The organism is Nocardia canadensis (assembly GCF_032656385.1).
Lineage (GTDB): Bacteria > Actinomycetota > Actinomycetes > Mycobacteriales > Mycobacteriaceae > Nocardia > Nocardia canadensis.
Map to the genome: position 1 here is coordinate 909,776 of NZ_JAVCWB010000008.1, position 17,551 is coordinate 927,326.

15 protein-coding genes and 1 pseudogene are annotated in these 17,551 nt (G+C 69.0%); all 16 read right to left on the reverse strand.

Annotated features, from left to right (window positions below):
* Positions 1–2: 2 nt before the first annotated feature.
* The 16 genes and pseudogenes from nuoN to Q7X29_RS18045 all read right to left on the reverse strand — a co-directional run bounded on the left by nuoN (position 3) and on the right by Q7X29_RS18045 (position 17,454).
* Positions 3–1,625 (reverse strand): NADH-quinone oxidoreductase subunit NuoN, encoded by a 1,623-nt coding sequence (gene nuoN / locus Q7X29_RS17970; RefSeq protein ID WP_218720148.1) that lies wholly within the window; start codon positions 1,623–1,625, stop codon positions 3–5.
* Positions 1,622–3,244 (reverse strand): NADH-quinone oxidoreductase subunit M, encoded by a 1,623-nt coding sequence (locus tag Q7X29_RS17975; protein WP_218720149.1) that lies wholly within the window; start codon positions 3,242–3,244, stop codon positions 1,622–1,624. The genes nuoN and Q7X29_RS17975 overlap by 4 nt, the downstream gene beginning before the upstream one ends.
* Positions 3,241–5,127, reverse strand: a complete 1,887-nt coding sequence (gene nuoL, locus Q7X29_RS17980; RefSeq protein ID WP_218720150.1) for an NADH-quinone oxidoreductase subunit L — start codon at positions 5,125–5,127, stop codon at positions 3,241–3,243. The genes Q7X29_RS17975 and nuoL overlap by 4 nt, the downstream gene beginning before the upstream one ends.
* 1 nt (position 5,128) lies before the next feature.
* Entirely contained in the window at positions 5,129–5,428 is a 300-nt protein-coding gene (gene nuoK / locus Q7X29_RS17985; protein WP_218720151.1) for an NADH-quinone oxidoreductase subunit NuoK, read from the reverse strand.
* The gene (locus Q7X29_RS17990; RefSeq protein WP_218720152.1) at positions 5,425–6,243 is read right to left on the reverse strand and encodes an NADH-quinone oxidoreductase subunit J; all 819 of its coding nucleotides are present in this window, start codon (positions 6,241–6,243) and stop codon (positions 5,425–5,427) included. Before Q7X29_RS17990 ends, nuoK begins: the two co-directional genes overlap by 4 nt.
* Positions 6,240–6,800, reverse strand: coding sequence for an NADH-quinone oxidoreductase subunit NuoI (gene nuoI / locus Q7X29_RS33180; protein ID WP_316575382.1), 561 nt, complete (start codon positions 6,798–6,800; stop codon positions 6,240–6,242). The genes Q7X29_RS17990 and nuoI overlap by 4 nt, the downstream gene beginning before the upstream one ends.
* A pseudogene (gene nuoH / locus Q7X29_RS18000) lies at positions 6,795–8,024 on the reverse strand (NADH-quinone oxidoreductase subunit NuoH); the annotation flags it as partial. The pseudogene nuoH and the gene nuoI, both read right to left, overlap by 6 nt.
* On the reverse strand, positions 8,017–10,476 hold the full coding sequence (locus Q7X29_RS18005) for an NADH-quinone oxidoreductase subunit G (protein WP_316574793.1): 2,460 nt from the start codon (positions 10,474–10,476) through the stop codon (positions 8,017–8,019). The gene Q7X29_RS18005 and the pseudogene nuoH, both read right to left, overlap by 8 nt.
* Positions 10,473–11,798, reverse strand: coding sequence for an NADH-quinone oxidoreductase subunit NuoF (nuoF, locus tag Q7X29_RS18010; RefSeq protein WP_218720155.1), 1,326 nt, complete (start codon positions 11,796–11,798; stop codon positions 10,473–10,475). Before nuoF ends, Q7X29_RS18005 begins: the two co-directional genes overlap by 4 nt.
* Before the next feature lies 1 nt (position 11,799).
* Positions 11,800–12,501 carry an NADH-quinone oxidoreductase subunit NuoE gene (gene nuoE / locus Q7X29_RS18015; RefSeq protein WP_316574794.1) on the reverse strand — a complete coding sequence of 234 codons (702 nt, stop codon included), beginning with the start codon at positions 12,499–12,501 and terminating at the stop codon, positions 11,800–11,802.
* Positions 12,498–13,811, reverse strand: a complete 1,314-nt coding sequence (nuoD, locus tag Q7X29_RS18020; protein ID WP_316574795.1) for an NADH dehydrogenase (quinone) subunit D — start codon at positions 13,809–13,811, stop codon at positions 12,498–12,500. Before nuoD ends, nuoE begins: the two co-directional genes overlap by 4 nt.
* Complete coding sequence (locus Q7X29_RS18025) at positions 13,811–14,566, reverse strand: NADH-quinone oxidoreductase subunit C (RefSeq protein ID WP_316574796.1); 756 nt, start codon at positions 14,564–14,566, stop codon at positions 13,811–13,813. Before Q7X29_RS18025 ends, nuoD begins: the two co-directional genes overlap by 1 nt.
* Positions 14,563–15,117 (reverse strand): NuoB/complex I 20 kDa subunit family protein, encoded by a 555-nt coding sequence (locus Q7X29_RS18030; RefSeq protein ID WP_218720158.1) that lies wholly within the window; start codon positions 15,115–15,117, stop codon positions 14,563–14,565. Before Q7X29_RS18030 ends, Q7X29_RS18025 begins: the two co-directional genes overlap by 4 nt.
* A 10-nt stretch (positions 15,118–15,127) precedes the next feature.
* Positions 15,128–15,508 (reverse strand): NADH-quinone oxidoreductase subunit A, encoded by a 381-nt coding sequence (locus Q7X29_RS18035; RefSeq protein WP_189028737.1) that lies wholly within the window; start codon positions 15,506–15,508, stop codon positions 15,128–15,130.
* A 370-nt stretch (positions 15,509–15,878) separates the two neighbouring features.
* Positions 15,879–16,280: an Rv3143 family two-component system response regulator gene (locus tag Q7X29_RS18040; RefSeq protein ID WP_218720160.1), complete on the reverse strand. Its 402-nt coding sequence runs from the start codon at positions 16,278–16,280 to the stop codon at positions 15,879–15,881.
* Between the two features lie 88 nt (positions 16,281–16,368).
* Entirely contained in the window at positions 16,369–17,454 is a 1,086-nt protein-coding gene (locus tag Q7X29_RS18045) for a hypothetical protein (RefSeq protein ID WP_316574797.1), read from the reverse strand.
* Positions 17,455–17,551 lie beyond the last annotated feature (97 nt).

Here is a 17,551-nt window from a genome sequence, read left to right on the forward strand (position 1 = left end):
GGTCAGCGGATGAACGTGGCCGCGCGCTCGGCCAGGTCGAGGAGCGGCTGGGGGAAGACACCGAGGATGAGCGTGGCGCCCGCGCTGAACGCCACCACCAGGGTCGTCGCGAACGGGGCGGTGACGGTCGGGGCGTCGGCGGGCGGGTCGGTGAAGAACATCAGCACGATCACCCGGATGTAGAAGAACGCCGCGATCGCGCTGCAGATCACGCCGACGATGACCAGGAACGTGTAACCCGCGCCCGAGGCTGCGGCGAACACCGCGAACTTGCTGACGAAACCACTGGTCAGCGGCAGGCCGGCGAACGAGAGCAGCAGCAGCGCGAAAACCGAGGCCAGCCACGGGGATCGGCGGCCCAACCCCGCCCACTGCGGCAGCGCGGTCGCCTCGTCACCGGAGGAATCCCGCACCAGGCTGACGACCGCGAACGCGCCGACCGTCCCGAGCCCGTAGGCCAGCAGATAGAACAGGACCGCGGCCACACCGGCATCATCGGCGGCGACGAGCCCGACCAGCAGGAAACCGGCGTGCGCGATCGAGGAGTACGCCAGCATTCGCTTCACATCGGTCTGGGTGATCGCCATGACCGCGCCGACGACCATCGTCGCGACCGCGATCGCGGCCAGGACCGGACGCCAATCGTCGCGCAGCGCACCGACGGCCACCATCAGCACCCGCATGGTCGCGCCGACCGCGGCGATCTTGGTGGCCGCGGCCATGAACGCGGTGATCGGCGTCGGGGCGCCCTGATAGACATCGGGCACCCAGGCCTGGAACGGCACCGCGCCGACCTTGAACAGCAGGCCGACGGCCAGCATCCCGATACCGAGCAGGGCCAGCGTCGCGTTCTCGGGCTGCTTGTCCAGCGCCGCACCGATTCCTGGCAGCGACACGGTCCCGGTCTGCCCGTACAGCAGGGCGACGCCGTAGAGGAAGAACGCGGAGGAGAACGCGCCGAGCAGGAAGTACTTGAGCGCCGCCTCCTGCGAGAGCAGGCGCCTGCGCCGCGCCAGCCCGCACAGCAGATACAGCGGCAGCGACAGCACTTCCAGCGCGACGAACATCGTCAGCAGATCGTTGGACGCGGGGAACAGCAGCAGACCACCGAGCGCGAGCATGGTCAGCGGGAACACCTCGGTGGTCGACACCCCCGACCGCACGGCGGCGAGCTCGTGCGCACTGCCCGGCACCGCGGAGGCCTGCGGGGTGAACGCGTCGACGCCGCGATCGAGCACCGCGGCCGCCCGGCTCCAGGTGCCCGGTCCGCTGCGTGCCCGGGGCACCGCGCCCCGTTCGGCGATCAGCAGCAGACCCAGCAGCGCGACCGACAGAATCGTGCCCTGCAGGAACAGCGTCACCCCGTCGACGGCCACCGCGCCGACCACGGCCGTGCCCGTCGTGCCCGCGAGCCCGACGACCGCGACCAACGCGCCGACCACGCCGCCGATCCCGAGAATCAGCTGCGTGAGGTACCGATACGGCCGTGGCACGAACGCCTCGACCAGCACCCCGACGACGCCGACCGCGAACACGATCAGCATCGGTGCGAGCAGGTGGTATTCGATGCTCGGTGCGGGCAGGGTGGCCGCGAGCTCGTTGATGGTCACGGAGTCCGTCCTCATTTGTGTCCGCCGGCGGGCGGGGTGGCCGAACCTGCTTCGGGAGCGGGAACCGTCGGAGCGGGGTCGTGCTTACCGATCGTCGAGAGGGTGTGCCCGACGGCGGGATCCACCAGATCGAGGATCGGTTTCGGATAGAAGCCGAGCACCAGCAGCGCGGCCAGCAGCGGGACCACCACCGCGAGCTCACGCGGCACCAGGTCGCGCAGGTGCTCGTTGCCCTGCTTCACCGGACCGGTCATCATCCGCTGGTACAGCCACAGCACATAGAGCGCGGCCAGCACCAGCGCACCGGTCGCGACGACCGCCGCCACCTTGTACTTGCCGAAAGTGCCGACGAGGACGAGGAATTCGCTGACGAATGGCGCGAGGCCGGGCAGCGACAGCGTGGCCAGACCGGCGATGAAGAAGGTACCGGCCAGGATCGGCGCGACCTTCTGCACGCCGCCGAACTCCGCGATCATCCTGGTGCCGCGCCGCGAGACGAGGAATCCGGCGATGAGGAACAGCGCGGCCGTGGACAGTCCGTGATTGACCATGTAGAGCGTCGCCCCGGATTGCGCCTGGGTGGTCATCGCGAAGATGCCGAGGATGATGAACCCGAAGTGCGAGATCGAGGTGTAGGCGATCAGCCGCATCACATCGGTTTGACCGATGGCGAGTAGCGCACCGTAGAGGATGCCGATCACCGCGAGGGTGATCACCAACGGCGCGAACGTGTCGGAAGCCAGCGGGAACAGCAGCAGGCAGTATCGGAGCATGCCGAACGTGCCGACCTTGTCGACCACCGCCATCATCAGCACCGCGCTCGAGGGGGTGGCCGAGACCGCGGCGTCGGGCAGCCAGGTGTGCAGCGGCCACAGTGGCGCCTTCACCGCGAAGGCGAACATGAACCCGAGGAACAGCGCGTTGACGACCGCGGTGCTGCCGCCGAGCTGCCCGTTGTTGGCTGCGGCGACGACGGTCCGCAGATCGAAGGTGCCCGCGGTGCCCTCGCCCAGCCCCGCCTGCGCGGTGAGCACGTACAGCCCGATGACCGCCGCCAGCATGATCAGGCCGCCGAACAGGTTGTACAGCAGGAACTTCACCGCCGCCCGCGAGCGCTGGGCGCGTAGGGCGGCGTCGCTGGTGCGTGGTCCGAAGCCGCCGATGAGGAAGTACATCGGAATGAGCATGGCCTCGAAGAACACGTAGAACAGCAGGATGTCGAGGGCGAGGAAGGAGATCAGCACCATCGACTCGACCAACAGCATCAACGCCATGTAGATGTGCGCGGTCTTGCGGCCGTCACCGGCCGCGGAGTCGTCGTGCCAGCCGGCCAGGATCAGCAGCGGCATCAGCACCGCGGTCAACAGCACGAGCACGGTGGCGATGCCGTCGAGGCCGAGGGTGTAACCGACGCCGAACGCCGGAATCCACTCGTGCGCTTCGACGAACTGGTACTGGTCCCCGCTGGGACGGAACCGCAGCGCCAGGCTCACCGCCAGCGCGAGCACACCGATCGACACCGCGAACGCCAGTGCGCGCGCCACATTCCGGCGCGCGGCGGGCACGGCGAGCACCACCGCCGCGCCGACCGCGGGGGCGAGCCAGAGCGTCGTCAGCCAGGGAAACGAGTTCACCAGTACCTCACCGCCAGCAGGGCAGCGGCCACCAGGGCCGCGCCGGTGAACATGGACAGGGCGTAGGAGCGCACGAAGCCGGTCTGGATCCGCCGGACCCGCGCCGAGAGACCGCCGATCCCGGCCGCCGTGCCGTTGACGATCCCGTCGACACCACGCGCGTCGAGGAACACCAGCGCGCGGGTGAGGTGACGACCTGGCCGCTCGAAGGCGGCCTCGTTGATCGCGTCGCCGTAGAGGTCCTTGCGCGCGGCTGTCGTGAACACCGTGACCGGCTCGGGCGCGGTCTCGGGGACCGGACTCTCGGCGTACTTGCGGTAGGCGATCGCGACACCGATGGCGACCGAGGTCAGGGCCAGTCCGGTGACCACGCCCGCGGGCACGACGGGTTCGCCGTGATGGGAGCCGACGACCGGGGCGAGCCAGTTCTGCAGCGCCGAACCCCACACGAACAGGCCGCCCGCGAACACCGAGCCGAACGCGAGCAGGATCATCGGCCCGGTCATCACCGCGGGAGCTTCGTGCGGGTGGGTGTCGGGCTTCCAGCGGCGTTCACCGAAGAACGTCATCAGCATGACGCGGGTCATGTAGAACGCGGTGAGTCCGGCACCGACCAGAGTGACCACCCCGAGCAGGATTCCCGTCGTCCCCCCGTGGTCGAACGCCGCCTCGATGATCTTGTCCTTGGAGAAGAACCCCGAGAACGGTGGCACCCCGATGATGGCGAGATAGCCGAGACCGAAGGTGGCGAAGGTGATCGGCAGCAGGGTGCGCAGACCGCCGTAGCGGCGCATGTCGGTCTCGTCGTCCATCGCGTGCATCACCGAACCGGCGCCGAGGAACAGCCCGGCCTTGAAGAACCCGTGGGTGAGCAGGTGCATGATCGCGATCGCGTAGCCGGCCGGCCCGAGCCCGACGGCCAGGATCATGTAGCCGATCTGGCTCATCGTCGAGGCGGCGAGCGCCTTCTTGATGTCGTCCTTGGCACAGCCGACGATCGCGCCGAACAGCAGTGTCACCGCGCCGACGGCGATCACCGCGGTTCGCGCGTCGGGGGCGAGATCGTAGATGGGGTTGGAGCGGGCGATCAGGTAGACGCCCGCGGTGACCATGGTGGCCGCGTGGATCAGTGCCGAGACCGGGGTGGGGCCCTCCATCGCGTCACCGAGCCAGGACTGCAGCGGTACCTGGGCCGACTTGCCGCACGCGGCCAGCAACAACAGCAGGCCGATCGCGGTGAGCGTGCCCTCGCTCGCACCCGGCGTCGCCGCGAACACCGTGCGGAAATCGAAGGAGCCGAAGGCGGCGAACATCGTCATCATGGCGATGGCCAGGCCCATGTCACCGACCCGGTTGACGAGGAATGCCTTCTTGGCCGCCGTTGCGGCCGAGGGCTTCTCGTACCAGAACCCGATCAGCAGGTAGGACGCCAGGCCGACGCCTTCCCAACCGAGGTAGAGCACCAGGTAGTTGTCGGCCAGGACCAGCACCAGCATGGCGGCCAGAAACAGGTTGAGGTAGCCGAAGAATCGGCGTTTGCCCGGATCGTGGCTCATGTAGCCGATCGAGTAGACGTGGATCAGCGAGCCGACGCCGGTGATGAGCAGCGCGAAGCACACCGAGAGCTGATCGAGTTGCAGCCCGAACCCGACCCGCAGGTCACCCACCGCCACCCACTCGAACAGCTGCTCGTGGATGGCGCGGTCGGCGTCGGAGCGGCCGAGCATGCCGAAGAAGGCGACCACGGCGACGACGAACGAGGCCACCGCGGCGCCGGTGCCCAGGTAGATACCCCACCGGTCGGCGAACCGGCCGAGCAGGAGCAGCAGGATCGCGCCGGCGAGCGGGAAGGCGGGCAGCAGCCACAACGTTGCGGTGCCCATGTCAGAACTTCAGCAGGTTGGCGGCGTCGACCGAGGTCGACCGGCGGGCACGGAAGATCGTCATGATGATGGCCAGACCGACGACGACCTCGGCGGCGGCCACGACCATGGTGAAGAACGCGATCACCTGGCCGTCGAGATTGCCGTGCAGGCGGGCGAAGGTGACGAAGGCCAGGTTCACCGCGTTGAGCATCAGTTCGATGCACATGAACACCACGATGGCGTTGCGGCGCAACAGCACTCCCGCGGCGCCGATGGTGAACAGCAGGGCGGACAGGAACAGGTAGTTCTGGGGGTTCACCGGTTGCCTTCCTCGTCGGCCGTCGGGGTGACGTCGCTGCCGGCGCCGACCGAGAGCGCGGCGGCCTCGGTGTGCGCGCGGGTGCGGCGGTGACGCAGGATCGTGCTCACCGAGAGTTCGGCGAAGCTGCCGTCGGGGAGTTGGGCCGGGCTGTCCACGGCGTTGTGCCTGGCGTAGACGCCCGGAGTCGGGAGCGGAGTGGCGCGTTCGCCCGCGGTGCGGAAGCGGTCGCGCGACATCTCACGCTGCCCCCGCCGTGGCGTGAAGTGTTCGCGATGCGCGAGCACCATCGCGCCGATGGTCGCCGTGATCAGCAGCGCGCCGGTCAGCTCGAACGCCCACACGTAGCGCAGGAAGATCAGCTCGGCCAGTTCGGCGATCACGTCGCGACCACCGAAACCGCGGCCGGGGAAGGTGATTCCGCTGCCGCGCAGCGCCGCGCCGATCCCGCCGATCAGCAGGAACCCGAACCCGACGCCGACGACGGCGGCCGCGATCCGCTGGCCGCGCAAGGTCTCCCGCAGGGACTCGGCCGAGTCGACGCCGACGAGCATGAGCACGAACAGGAACAGCATCATCACCGCGCCGGTGTAGACCACGATCTGCACGACGCCGAGGAACAGCGCGCCCTGGGCGATGTAGAACACCGCCAGCGCGATCATGGTGGCGGCCAGGCACAGTGCCGAGTGCACGGCCTTGGCCGCGGTCACCATGCCGAGCGCGCCGAGCACCGCGATCGGGGCGAGCACCCAGAACAGCACCGCCTCCCCGGTGGAGGTGGACGCGACTTCGGCGGCCAGGAGTGCGGTGGTCATCGCAGTACCTCTTCCGACGTGGTGGGACGGACCCGGCCCAGGTAGTAGTCGGCCTCGTCGGTGCCGGGCACCATGGCGTGCGGCGGGGCGACCATGCCGTCCTGCAGCGGCGCCAGCAGGCGGTCCTTCTCGTAGATGAGGTCGGCGCGATTGTCGTCGGTGAGTTCGTACTCGTTGGTCATCGTCAAGGCGCGGGTCGGACACGCCTCGATGCACAGTCCGCAGCCGATGCAGCGCAGGTAGTTGATCTGGTAGACGCGGCCGTAGCGTTCCCCGGGGGAGAAGCGTTCGTCCTCGGTGTTGTCGGCGCCTTCGACGTAGATGGCGTCGGCGGGGCAGGCCCAGGCGCACAGTTCGCAGCCGATGCACTTCTCCAAGCCGTCGTCGTACCGGTTGAGCTGGTGGCGGCCGTGGTAGCGCGGCGCGGTCGGCACCTTCTGCTCGGGATAGGACTCGGTATTGGGCTTCTTGAACATCGTCGCCGCGGTGACCGCGAACCCGGCGAGCGGCTCGAACAGGCCGATCTCGGGCTGATCACCGGCGGGGCGCGGTGGCATCGGCGGAACCGGAAAGCCGAGGAACACCGGCGATTTCGCGGGCTCCTCGGGCAGCGGCGGCAGGCCTTCGGCGCGGCCGGCCCGCAGGAACATCGCGATCATCGCGGCGGTGATGACGAGGCCGACGGTCACCAGGATCGGGGTCTGACCGGTGACGCCCTCGAGGTCGAGGACCCGGGCGGTCGCCACGATCATCACCCACACCAGCGAGGTCGGGATGAGCAGCTTCCAGCCGAGGTTCATGAACTGGTCGTAGCGCAGACGCGGCAGGGTGCCTCGCAGCCAGACGAAGACGAACAGGAACGTCCACACCTTGAGGGTGAACCACAGCAGCGGCCACCAGCCGGAGTTCGCGCCCTCCCAGAGGCTGATCGGGAACGGAGCCCGCCAGCCACCGAGGAACAGCGTGGTCGCCAGCGCCGACACCGTGGCCATGTTGACGTACTCGGCGAGCATGAACATGGCGAACTTGAGCGAGGAGTACTCGGTGTGGAAGCCACCGACGAGCTCGCCTTCGGCTTCGGGCAGGTCGAACGGCGCGCGGTTGGTCTCGCCGACCATGGACACGCAGTAGATGAGGAACGAGGGCAGCAGCAGGAAGACGTACCAGGTGCCCTCCTGCGCGGTGACGATCCCGGAGGTGGCCATGGTGCCCGAGAGCAGGAACACCGTCGCGAAGGTCAGCGCCATCGCGATCTCGTAGGAGATCACCTGCGCGGTCGAGCGCAGGCCGCCGAGCAGCGGATACGTCGAGCCCGACGACCAGCCGGCGAGCACGATGCCGTAGACGCCGATGGAGGTGATGGCCAGGATGTAGAGAACACCGACGGGCATATCGGTCAGCTGCAGGGCGGTGCGCTGGCCGAAGATCGACACCTCGGGGCCGAACGGGATCACGGCGAACGCCATGAACGCCGGGATGACCGAGATGATCGGGGCGAGCACGAAGATCGGCTTGTCCACGATGGCCGGGATGATGTCTTCCTTGAGCGCCATCTTCACGCCGTCGGCGATGGACTGGAACATGCCGCCGGGACCGATCCGGTTGGGGCCGACGCGCATCTGCATCCACGCGACGACTTTGCGTTCGGCGTAGACCGCGATGAGCGGCACCAGCATCAGGTAGACGAACACACCCAGTGCCTTGACGAGCACCAGCCAGAGCGGGTCGGTGCCGAAGACAGGTGCGGCGTCTGCTGCCAGGTGCAGCACGGGATCACTCATGACGGTGTTCCTTCATCCTGTCGTCGGCGCGGCGCAGGCGCACCACGGCGCCGGGTGTCACGCCGAGCGTGGCGGCGACCGTCGAGCCGGGGGAGTGCAGCGGCAGCCACACCACCCGGTCGGGCAGGTCGGTGATCATCAGCGGCACGGTGATCTCACCGCGATCGGTGTAGACGATGACGTGATCGGCCTCGGCCGCTTCGATCTCGGCGGCCGTCGCCGCCGAGAGCCGCGCGACCGGCGGGCGGGCGACGCCGGCGAGGTTCGCTTCCCCGTCCTGCATCCGGCCCGCGTCGAGCAGCATCCGCCAGCCGGCCAGGACCGCGGTGCCGACGCCGGGCGCCGGGCGGGTCTGGCTGGTCAGCTCCGGCGCGGAGATCGGTGTTCCGTTCCAGGTGCCCAGGACGTCGAGTTCGCGACGCGCGGAAGCGATGTCGGGCAGGTTGATCGGCGTGCCCATCTCGGCGGCGAGCGAGTGCAGCACCCGCAGGTCCGACAGCGGTGCGGCGACGCGACGGGTGGTGTCCAGCGGCGCGGCGGCGAACGGGCGCGGCCTGCCCTCCCAAGTGCGGAAGGTGCCGGACTTTTCCATGACGGGCGCGATCGGGAAGACCACGTCGGCGCGCTCGGTGACGGCGCTGTGCCGCAACTCCAGGCTGACGACGAACCGCGCGGCATCGATGGCGGCCAGCGCGGCCGCCGGGTCGGGCAGGTCGTCGGGGTCCACACCACCGACGACCAGCGCACCGAGCTGTGCCGCGCTCGCCAGGATGCCAGCGGTGTCGCGGCCGAGCGTGACGGGCAATTCCTCGGCCTGCCAGCGGTGTCGAACCTGTTGCCGCGCGGCGGGATCGACCACCGGTCTGCCGCCCGGCAGCAAGCTGGGCAGGGCGCCCGCTTCGAGCGCACCGCGTTCCCCGGCCCGGCGCGGCACCCAGGCGAGTCCGGCGCCGGTGGCATCGACGAGGCGGACCACGGCCGAGAGCGCGCCGGGGCTGCCCGCCAGCCGTTCACCCGCCAGCACGACCGCGCCCGGGCTGCGCAGCAGCGCCATCAGCTCGGCCGCGTCCGCCGACGTCTCGGCGGCGATCGCGTCGAGGACATCGGCTTCACCGCACGGCGGGGTCGGGATCAGTGCGCCCGACATCCGTTCGAGCCCGCGCGAGGCGAACGGCGCCAGCGACACCACGCGCAGCCCACGGGTCCTGGCGGCCTTGCGCAGCCGCAGGTAGACGATCGGGGATTCCTCTTCGGGTTCGAATCCCACCAGCAGCACGACCGGTGCGGCGGCCAGCGCCGCGTAGTCGACAGTCACGCCGTGCCCGGCGACGCGGGCGGCGAGGAAGCGCTCCTCCTCCTCGGAATGCACGCGGCTACGGAAGTCGATGTCGTTGGTGGCGAGCACCATCCGCGCGAACTTGCTGTAGGCGTAGGCGTCCTCCTCGGTGACCCGGCCGCCGACGAGCACGCCCGCGTTGCCGATCGCCGCTCGCAGCCCCGTGGCCGCGGCGGCCAGCGCCTCGGACCAGGAGGCCGGGGCCAGCACACCGTCCCAGCCACGAACCAACGGCGTGGTGAGGCGGTCGCGTTCGGTCGCGTAGGTGAAGGCCCAGCGGCCCTTGTCGCAGTTCCATTCCTCGTTGACCTGCGGATCGTCACCGGCCAAGCGGCGCAGCACCTTTCCGCGGCGGTGGTCGGTGCGCTGGGCACACCCGGAGGCACAGTGCTCGCACACGCTCGGGGTGGACACCAAGTCGAACGGGCGGGCCCGGAAGCGGTAGGAGGTGCCGGTGAGCGCGCCCACCGGGCAGATCTGCACAGTGTTGCCGGAGAAATAGGAGTCCAGCGGTTCGGCCTGGGCGATGCCGACCTGTTGCAGGGCACCGCGATCCATCAGTTCGATGAACGGGTCACCGGCGACCTGCTGGGAGAATCGCGTGCACCGCGCGCACAGTACGCAGCGTTCGCGGTCCAGCAGCACCGCCGCGGACAGCGGGATCGGCTTGGGATAGGTGCGCTTGTCGCCGTCGAAGCGGGATTCGGCGCTGCCGGTGGACATCGCCTGGTTCTGTAGCGGGCACTCGCCGCCCTTGTCGCAGACCGGGCAGTCCAGGGGATGGTTGATCAGCAGCAGTTCCATCACCCCGCGCTGTGCCTTCTCGGCGACCGGCGAGCTGAGCTGGGTGCGCACGATCATGCCGTCGGTGACCGGAATCGTGCAGGAAGCCACGGGCTTGCGCTGCCCCTCCACCTCGACCAGGCACTGCCGGCACGCGCCGACCGGGTCGAGGAGCGGGTGATCGCAGAAGCGGGGGATCTGCACGCCGATGAGTTCGGCGGCGCGGATCAGCAGTGTGCCCGCGGGTACCTGGACGGTGGTGTCGTCGATGGTGACGCTCACCAGATCCGCGGGGACCAGGCCACTGCTGTTGCCTGGTGCGATGGCTGTCATCGGTCCTCATTCCCTGCCGAGGCCCACACCGTGGCGCGGGCCGGATCGAACGGGCAGCCGCCGCGGCGCTGATGCTCGAGGTACTCGTCGCGGAAGTACTTCAGCGAGGAGAAGATCGGGCTGGCCGCGCCGTCACCGAGCGCGCAGAACGATTTGCCGTTGATGTTGTCGGCGATGTCGGCGAGTTTGTCCAGGTCGGCTTCGGTGCCCTGGCCCGCTTCGAGTCTGCGCAACAACTGCACGAGCCAGTAGGTGCCCTCGCGGCACGGTGTGCACTTGCCGCAGGACTCGTGGGCGTAGAACTCGGTCCAGCGCAGGACCGCCCGTACGACGCAGGTCGTGTCGTCGAAGATCTGCAAGGCCTTGGTGCCCAACATGGACCCGGCGGCGGCGACGCCCTCGTAGTCCAGGGGGACGTCGAGGTGCTCGGCGGTGAACAGCGGCGTCGAGGACCCGCCCGGAGTCCAGAATTTCAGCGTGTGGCCTGCGCGCACGCCGCCGGCGTAGCCGAGCAGCTCCCGCAGCGTGATGCCCAGTGGCGCCTCGTACTGGCCGGGCCTGGCGACATGTCCCGACAGCGAGTACAGGGTGAACCCGGGCGACTTCTCGCTGCCCATCGACCGGAACCATTCGGTGCCCTTGCGCAGGATCGACGGCACGCTGGCGATGGATTCGACATTGTTGACGACTGTCGGGCACGCGTAGAGCCCGGCCACGGCCGGGAACGGCGGCCGCAATCGCGGCTGACCCCGCCGGCCTTCGAGCGAATCGAGTAGCGCGGTTTCCTCGCCGCAGATGTAGGCGCCCGCACCGGCGTGCACGATCAGTTCCAGGTCGAAGCCGGAGCCCAGGATGTCGCGGCCGAGATAGCCCGCGGCGTAGGCCTCCGCGACGGCGGCCTGGAGTCTGCGCAGGACCGGCACCACTTCGCCGCGCACGTAGATGAAGGCGGTGGCCGCGCGGATCGCGTAGGCGGCGATCACGACCCCTTCGATCAGGGTGTGCGGGGTGGCCAGCATCAGCGGGATGTCTTTGCAGGTGCCGGGTTCGGACTCGTCGGCGTTGACGACGAGATAGTGCGGCTTGGTCGTGCCGTCGGGACCGGGGCCCTGCGGGATGAACGACCATTTCATGCCGGTCGGGAAGCCCGCGCCGCCGCGTCCGCGCAGGCCGGCGTCCTTGACCGTCAGGATCACGTCGTCGGGTGCCATCCGCAGGGCGGCACGCAGTCCCTCGTAACCGCCGGTGGCCTGATAGCTGTCGAGGGTCCAGGACCGCGGACGGTCCCAGTGTTCGCTGAGAACCGGGGTGAGAGTCGTCATCTCATTCCCCTTGTCCGACGGAATCAACCTCTGCGGCACCGGTTTCCGCGGCCCGCAAGCCTGCCAGCGTGGCGGCGCCCGGAGCGCCGTCGAGCGCGCCGGGACGTTCGTCGGGGAATCCGGCCAGGATGCGGGCGGTCTCCCGGAAGGTGCACAGCGGCGCGCCCCGGGTGGGACGCACCTGGTGCCCCGCGCGCAGCGCGTCGGTGATCGCGCGCGCCGATTCGGGGGTCTGGTTGTCGAAGAACTCCCAGTTCACCATCATCACCGGGGCGTAGTCGCAGGCGGCGTTGCACTCGACGTGCTCGAGGGTGATGGCGCCGTCGGCGGTGGTCTCGCCGTGGCCGACACCCAGATGCTGTTGCAGCGCTTCGTAGATGGCATCCCCACCGAGGACCGCGCACAGCGTGTTGGTGCACACGCCGACGTGGTAGTCCCCGGTCGGGGTACGCCGGTACATGGAGTAGAAGGTGGCCACCGCCGTCACTTCGGCGCCGGTGAGACCGAGATGGTCGGCGCAGAAGTCGATCCCGGTGCCGGTCACGTAACCCTCCTCGGCCTGCACCAGGTGCAGCAGCGGCAGCAGCGCCGAGCGGGGATGCGGGTACCGGGCGATGATCTCCTTGGCGTCTACTTCGAGTCGCTGCCGCACATGCGGCGGATACGGTTCCGGCCTGGCGGTGAGGTTCAGTTCGATCTTCATCGGTCCACTCCGCCCATGACAGGGTCGATGCTGGCGACCGAGGCGATGACGTCGGCGACCATGCCGCCCTCGCACATCGCGGCCACCGCTTGCAGATTGGTGAACGAGGGATCGCGGTAGTGCACCCGGTACGGACGGGTGCTGCCGTCGCTGACCATGTGCACTCCGAGCTCGCCGCGCGGCGACTCCACCGCCGCGTACACCTGGCCCGCGGGCACCCGCATGCCCTCGGTGACGAGCTTGAAGTGGTGGATCAGCGACTCCATCGAGGTGCCCATGATCTTGCCGATGTGCTGGGGCGAGTTGCCCAGTCCGTCGGGACCCAGTTGCAGATCGGCGGGCCAGGCGATCTTCTTGTCGTCGACCATGACCGGGCCGGGCCGCAGCCGGTCCAGACACTGTTCGACGATCTTGAGCGACTCGCGCATCTCGGTGACGCGGATCAGGTAGCGGCCGTAGCAGTCGCAGCCGGTGGTCGTCGGGATGTCGAATTCGTAGTTCTCGTAGCCACAGTACGGTGCCGATTTGCGCAGGTCGTGGGGCAGACCGGTGGCGCGCAGGACCGGGCCGGTGATGCCGAGGGCCATGCAGCCGGTCAGGTCCAGGTAGCCGATGTCCTGGGTGCGCTTCTTCCAGATCGGGTTGGCGCTGAGCAGATGCTCCATGTCGCGCAAACGTCCCGGCATGATCTCCAGGAGTTCGCGCACCTTGGTGACGCCGTCGTCGGGCAGGTCCTGGGCCAGGCCGCCGGGCCGGATGAACGCGTGGTTCATCCGCAGGCCGGTGATGGTCTCGAACACGTCCAGGATCAGTTCGCGTTCGCGGAAGCCGAACAGCATCGGGGTGAGCGCGCCCAGTTCCATGCCGCCGGTCGCCAGAGCGACCAGATGCGAGGAGATCCGGTTGAGCTCCATCAGCAAAACGCGCACGACGGTGGCGCGTTCGGGGATCTGCTCGGTGATGTCGAGCAGCTTCTCCACGCCGAGGCAGTAGGCGGTCTCGTTGAAGAACGGAGACAGGTAGTCCATCCGGGTGACGAAGGTGACGCCCTGGGTCCAGGTGCGGAACTCCAGGTTCTTCTCGATGCCGGTGTGCAGGTAGCCGATGCCGCAGCGGGCTTCGGTGACGGTCTCGCCTTCGATCTCGAGGATCAGGCGCAGCACCCCGTGTGTGGACGGGTGCTGCGGCCCCATGTTGACGACGATGCGTTCCTCGCCGCCGCCCTCGATCACTTCGCTGACCTGGTCCCAGTCCTGGCCTGCGACGGTGACGACCTGCGGCTCGTCGCGGCGGAAATCGGTGTCGGTCATCAGCTGTAGGTCCTCCGCTCGTCGGGCGGCGGTATCCGCGCGCCCTTGTACTCCACCGGGATCCCGCCGAGCGGGTAGTCCTTGCGCTGCGGATGGCCGCGCCAGTCGTCGGGCATGGTGATGCGGGTGAGGGAGGGGTGCCCGTCGAAGAGGATGCCGAAGAAGTCGTAGGTCTCGCGTTCGTGCCAGTCGGTGGTCGGGTAGACCGCGAACAGCGAGGGGACGTGCGGATCGGGGTCGGGGACAGAGACTTCCAGCCTGATCCGCCGGTTGTGTGTGATCGACATCAGGTGATAGACCGCGTGTAGTTCCCGACCCTCGTCGTCGGGGTAGTGCACGCCGTTGACGCCCAGGCACAGTTCGAAGCGCAGCGAGGTGTCGTCGCGCAGCGCGCTCGCGACGGCGACCAGGTGTTCGCGCCGCACGTGCAGGGTGATCTCGTCGCGGAAGACGACGATCTTCTCGATCGCGGTATCGAACGCGATCACCCGGTGGGTCAGCGCGGCGCGCAGGGTGCCGACGAACGCGTCGAACCAGCCACCGTAGGGCGGTGGAGTGCCCGCTGGCAGGGCGACGGGGGTGACCAGGCCGCCGTAGCCGGAGGTGTCGCCGGTGCCCGTGACACCGAACATGCCGCGACGGGTGCCGATCACCTCGTCCTCGGGTGCCGCGGGCGGGCGCGGGGCGGCCGGGGTCTCGTCCGGAATATCCTGTCCCGCTGTGCTGTCGGCGTTGTCGGGAGCGTCGAAGGTCATCGCAGCAGGCCCTCCATCCGGATGGTCGGCGTGCTGGCCAGCGCGGCCTGTTCGGCAGCGCGGATCGCTTCCTCGCGGTTGACACCCATCGGTGTCTCGGCGATCTTCGCGTGCAGCGCGAGGATCGCGTTGAGCAGCATCTCCGGGCGCGGCGGACAGCCCGGCAGGTAGATGTCGACCGGCACGATGTGGTCGACGCCCTGCACGATCGCGTAGTTGTTGAACATGCCGCCCGAGGAGGCGCACACGCCCATGGCGAGCACCCATTTCGGCTCGGTCATCTGGTCGTAGACCTGACGCAGGACCGGGGCCATCTTCTGGCTCACCCGGCCCGCCACGATCATCAGATCGGCCTGGCGCGGAGAGGCGCGGAACGCCTCCATACCGAAGCGGGCGATGTCGAATCGCCCCGCGCCGGTGGCCATCATCTCGATCGCGCAGCAGGCCAGGCCGAACGTCGCGGGCCAGACCGAGCCCTTACGCAGGTAGCCGGCGAAATCTTCGACGGTGCTCAGCAGGAACCCGCTGGGCAGTTTCTCTTCGAGACCCATTATTTCCCACTCATTCCCAGCTGAGGCCGCCGCGCCGCCACTCGTAGGCGTAGGCGACCGACACATTGACGATGAACAGCGCCATCGCGGCGAGCCCGAACAGACCCAGCGCATCGAAGTGCACGGCCCACGGGTAGAGGAACACGATCTCGATGTCGAAGATGATGAACAACATCGCGGTGAGGTAGTACTTCACCGGAAAGCGCTGTCCCGTGGCGTTTCCGGGGCCGCCCGCGATGGCGTGCGGGGTCGGCTCGATGCCGCATTCGTAGGGTTCCAGCTTGGCCCTGTTGTATCGCTTCGGGCCGATCAGCGCCGCCATGATGACGGAGAACACCGCGAACGCGGCGGCGATGGCGCCGAGAACGAGCGCGGGCACCTCGATATTCACGACTGCTTCCCCTCCTCGCTGGAGCAGGTCGAGCCGTGTGGCCCGGCCGCGGACGGCAGCTTTGGCGAGACGGGGCCGACAACGTTGTCCGCCGATACGGGGCTCGCGCAAGGCTGTGCAGCGATGGCGGAGCGTTATACAGGAGCCCGCGCTCGTGTGAGCTAGAGCACAGAGTACCGCCGTTCCGAGGGTGCGCCGCGCGTTTCCGGGACGGGGTTTGATCGATTTCGATACACGGATTCATGAGCGATCCGGGGGTAATCCCGGATCGGCGCACGCCACGGAACCACTGGTGTTACCAGTGGTGATAGGCAGAACTGTGGGGCACGGGACTATCCGAAGGGGCGGGACGATGTCCGGCCGTCGCCGATCAGCGGGCGAGCAGGATGCTGGTCACCGCGTGCGTGAGCTGCATGGGATCGATCGGGTGCGAGACCGCGGCCTCGGCGCGCGACCAGTTCGCCAGCCAGGCGTCGTCGGGCCTGCCGGTCAGCACGACCACCGGCGGGCACTCGTCGATCTCGTCCTTGAGCTGCTTGGCGATGCCGAGCCCGCCCGCTGGCGCGGACTCCCCGTCCAGGATCGCCAGATCGATCCCGCCGGCATCCATCTGCTCGATGACCACGGGCGCCGTGGCGACCTCGAAGAAATCGAGCTCGGGCAGATCGGGGCGCGGCCTACGGCCCAGCGCCAGGATCACCTGTTGCCTGGTGTCGGCGTCGTTGCTGTAGACCAGCACACGCAGCGGGGTGGAACCATTCGATTCGGCCACGCTCGGATCGTACGTCCGCGCGGGCGCGCGGCGTGGCAGGTTCGCCGGATCGGCCGGTTGGCCTGCGGGGCAAGCGAGTCCGGCGCGGCTACCAGTCCCCGTCCTGGACCTTCTTGCCGCCCAGCGGGATCACCGGAAGTGGTTGTTCGATAGGCGGATTGGGCTGCTCGTCGGCCAGCCAGTCGCCGGTGGGCTTCACCTCGGCGAGCTCGGAGGACGGCGCCAGGTCGTCGGCGTCGGCGGCGTAGTAGTCGAACCACGGCAGATTGTGCTGGGCGTAGGCCTGGGCGGTGATCGGCGTCGGCGGCGCTGGTTCGCCGGTGATCTGCTGCCATTCGGCGGCGGAGGCGAGGTGGACGAAGACGCGACCGTCGGCCTCGGTGCGATAGTCCTCGATCGGCCTGCGGTCGGCGAAGATCTCCTGCCGCATGGTGCCGCCCGCGCCGAGTCCCATCTTCCGCGCCGCGCCACGCATCCGGGCGGCGCTGGTGGGGGCCGCGGGCGGGGCCGAGCCCGGTGCCGGTCCGGAGTACATCGCGCCGGGCGGCGGCGCACTGACCGGCATCGGCGCGCCGTAGACCGGCCCCCCGGACTGCCAGGGCGGGGTGGGCATCGCGCGCAGCGCACGCTGTCGCGCCTCCGCGGCGGCGAGCCAGGCGGCGTGCGCGGTGTCGGTGAGCCCGTGGACGGCGAGCTGGACGCCACCCCACTGCTCGACGCCGGTCACCTGACCTTCGACGGTCGCGCCGAGCCCGAGCGGTACGGCGACGAACTGCCGGACGGTGCCGTCGCCGGAGTTGATGCCGTCCATCCACGGCTGTTCGGGCAGCGCGAGATAGTTCTGCGGGTCCTGGCCGAGGGCGTCGCTCCACGGCTTCCCGGAGACCGCGCAGACCTTGCCGACGCCGACCTTCAGCGCCGCGGGCACGGTCGCGGAGAACCGCAACCACATCGCCTCACGCTGGTACACCGGCAGCATCACCCCGCCGCGTCGGCGCCACTCCTCAGGCACGGTATCGGGGTAGTCGGCGACTCGGCGCAGTGGAAAGCTGCCGAGGCCCGGTGGCAACGGATAGGTGCCGGTCTCCGGCAGCCGCAAGGTGCGCACGAACGTCACCCGCACCCCGCCCGGCAGTTCGAGCGCGTCTCCCGACAGCGTCACTTCCGTTGCCATGTCCCACCCCTTCGTTCGTGGGTGCGTACCCGATGGACCCGCCCCTGTCGACGACCGTACCCGCGGTGACCGGGACCGTCCACGATGTCGTCCTCAG